Below are 3,096 nucleotides of genomic sequence, written 5' to 3'. Positions count from 1 at the left end.
AGAAGCAAACTTCTTCGTCGCCAGCGGCGAGCCGCCCTCGTTGGTGAGGCGTATATAGTCGCCACCAACGAGAACTGTCAACACCGATCAGCGATGTTTTTTCGATTTCTCGTGAAGATATCCACGGGGCCGAAATTCCTGAGCTGGCTTGGCTGAATTGTGAGCGGTGTTCTGCCGCCGACCATTCCTGTGATGCGCCCCGAGGTCTCGGCGCTGAGCGCGCATCATCGACCTGAAAAACAACTGTTGCGCCTAGATCGCCGCAGAGCAATTCCCTACCGGAAGTGGCATTTAGAACCGATCTTCGAGCAATTCCGGTGTGATGTTTCGGCCTGCGTAAAAGATGCCGAGAATCAGCACCCGCTCACCCTCGACGGCGAAGGCAATGCTGACGGCACACCGGTAACCGACAATCCGCAGCCCAGGCATGATCTCGACCCGCTCGGTGCCCCGCTGTGGAAAAGTCGACAGACCGAGACAATGGTCGCGGATACCCGCAATGAAATTCCAGGCGATCGCCGGCGACGCACGTCCGGCTATATCATCGTAGAGTTGCTCCAACTCGGCTTCCGCCTTGGGGTGGAAGACAATCTGGTACTCCATCCCCTACTTGGCTTTCGCCTGCTTGGCGCGATGACGCGCCTCCAGCCGAGAGAAGACCGTGTCGGCAGGGATGCCCTTCGTTAGATCCTGCCGGAGTTCAGCCAGGCGACCCGGTATCTCCTCGCGCAGCCATTTCTCCCGCTCCGCCTCGAAATCCTCGAGCATGCGCAGGCCCGCACGGACAACCTCGCTGGCATTGTTGTAGCGACCCGATTCGAGCTGCCTCCTGATGAAACTCTCGTAGTGGTCATTCAAAGCGTAATTTGGCATTGGCAACCTCCTGCAGGGAATATGGGAGCGATTCCCGAATCTGGCAATAGATGTCAACTATTGGCAAGTTTGGCTGATTCGACCATGCCACACCTTGTCGCCATTCACCCTCAGAGAATCGCCCGTCACCTGATTCGGCATCAACGAAGCGTCGCTTGAGCGCCCATGGCCGCTCGGCAACGGCACTTGCGGCTATTGCGGCGTGACACGCCCGGCCGCCGGCGCGATCGAGGAATCTACGTGCAGGCCGATATTCGCGATCGTCACTCGTTGTCATGGCCGAGGGTAGCCACTAAAGCCGGCTGATAGAACACCACCCCGGCTAAATTCATTTCGTATTCGGTTGCAAACCACCGCCGGCATCACCGATGCCAGGTGCGATCGGATGGTCTTGTGTTTCAGCCACTGATTCGGCTTGAGCGGCCGAGCCGGCATCTGGGCGCTTTAATCCACGGGGGCCTTGCCAGTCCCTCCAAACGCAAACGGCCCGCGGGCTGCGGGCTATTTTGAATTGGATTTTTGTTGAGAGGCTTTGTTCTGTCGTGCCTTGTCAGCTGAGGCCTCTTTGTGGGCCGAGGAGTTCAGCTGGCTGGCGATGGTCAGTTGGCTGGCGAGAAGCAGTCCCCCAAACGCAAACGGCCCGCAGAGCGGGCCGTTTGACTATTGGATTTGGTTGCGGGGACAGGATTTGAACCTGTGACCTTCAGGTTATGAGCCTGACGAGCTACCGGGCTGCTCCACCCCGCGTCAACCCTAAGCAAGCGTTTGCTTGCGTTCCTAGGCAAGCACTTGCTTGCTTTCCTTTTCTGTAAGCCGAGGCCTACAAATAGGTAGATGGCTCACCAATTGAAAGGGCCGCTTACGCGGCCCGTGGTTTCCCGATTGGCGGGCCTGTTCGTAGAGAGAAGATTTCAACGTGCGTTTAGCAGACCTGGCAGCGACCTACTCTCCCGCGTCTTGAGACGAAGTACCATCAGCGCTGGAGCGTTTCACGGCCGAGTTCGGAATGGGATCGGGTGCAGCCGCTCCGCCATAACCACCAGGTCGGCAAAACGCACGTTGTTCGAGAAGCTGTTTCTAGCGATTGGCCGCAACATAGCATCAGGCGTAAGGCCTGGGGCTCTGTCGGAGCTTTTCGCTGATCTTTGTCGTGCCTGTCATCCTCCAATTTGGAGCGATGAGCATAAGGAATGAGAACGATCAAGCCGATCGAACTATTAGTACCGGTAAGCTTCAAGCGTTGCCGCTCTTCCACACCCGGCCTATCAACGTGGTCGTCTTCCACGGTTCTCAGGGAATACTCGTTTTAAGGTGGGTTTCCCGCTTAGATGCCTTCAGCGGTTATCCCGTCCGGATATAGCTACCCTGCTATGCGGCTGGCGCCACAACAGGTCCACCAGAGATCCGTCCATCCCGGTCCTCTCGTACTAGGGACAGATCCTTTCAATATTCCTACACCCACGGCAGATAGGGACCGAACTGTCTCACGACGTTCTGAACCCAACTCACGTACCGCTTTAAATGGCGAACAGCCATACCCTTGGGACCTGCTCCAGCCCCAGGATGCGATGAGTCGACATCGAGGTGCCAAACAACCCCGTCGATATGGACTCTTGGGGGTCATCAGCCTGTTATCCCCGGCGTACCTTTTATCCGTTGAGCGATGGCCCTTCCACGCGGGACCACCGGATCACTATGACCGACTTTCGTCTCTGCTCGACTTGTCAGTCTCGCAGTCAGGCAGGCTTATGCCATTGCACTCAGCGAACGATTTCCGACCGTTCTGAGCCCACCATCGCGCGCCTCCGTTACTCTTTAGGAGGCGACCGCCCCAGTCAAACTACCCACCATACATTGTCCCGGACCCGGATAACGGGCCGCGGTTAGACATCCATAGTAATAAGGGTGGTATTTCAAGGGTGGCTCCACCTGAGCTGGCGCCCAGGTTTCAAAGCCTACCACCTATCCTACACATGCCACTACGAATGCCAATGTAAAGCTATAGTAAAGGTGCACGGGGTCTTTCCGTCTAACCGCAGGAACCCCGCATCTTCACGGGGAATTCAATTTCACTGAGTCTATGCTGGAGACAGCGGGGAAGTCGTTACGCCATTCGTGCAGGTCGGAACTTACCCGACAAGGAATTTCGCTACCTTAGGACCGTTATAGTTACGGCCGCCGTTTACTGGGGCTTCGATTCAGAGCTTGCACCCCTCCTCTTAA

2 protein-coding genes, 1 tRNA gene and 2 rRNA genes (1 of these 5 cut by a window edge) are annotated in these 3,096 nt (G+C 56.7%); all 5 read right to left on the bottom strand.

All coding sequences use genetic code 11. The features are described from left to right. Window positions 1-291: 291 nt before the first annotated feature. Window positions 292-603: a type II toxin-antitoxin system RelE/ParE family toxin gene (locus tag EN935_RS13375; protein ID WP_127265331.1), complete on the bottom strand. Its 312-nt coding sequence runs from the start codon at window positions 601-603 to the stop codon at window positions 292-294. Window positions 604-606: 3 nt separating this feature from the next. Further along, window positions 607-873: a type II toxin-antitoxin system ParD family antitoxin gene (locus EN935_RS13370; protein WP_127265332.1), complete on the bottom strand. Its 267-nt coding sequence runs from the start codon at window positions 871-873 to the stop codon at window positions 607-609. Window positions 874-1,543: 670 nt separating this feature from the next. Further along, window positions 1,544-1,620 (bottom strand) — tRNA-Met (locus tag EN935_RS13365). A gap of 182 nt (window positions 1,621-1,802) precedes the next feature. Further along, a 5S ribosomal RNA gene (rrf, locus tag EN935_RS13360) occupies window positions 1,803-1,917 on the bottom strand. Between the two features lie 152 nt (window positions 1,918-2,069). Next, window positions 2,070-3,096, bottom strand: a 23S ribosomal RNA gene (locus EN935_RS13355); it runs 1,795 nt beyond the window's last position.

It is taken from the genome of Mesorhizobium sp. M7D.F.Ca.US.004.03.1.1 (assembly GCF_003998635.1).
Classification (GTDB): domain Bacteria; phylum Pseudomonadota; class Alphaproteobacteria; order Rhizobiales; family Rhizobiaceae; genus Mesorhizobium; species Mesorhizobium loti.
This window is presented reverse-complemented; position numbering and strand designations above follow the sequence as displayed.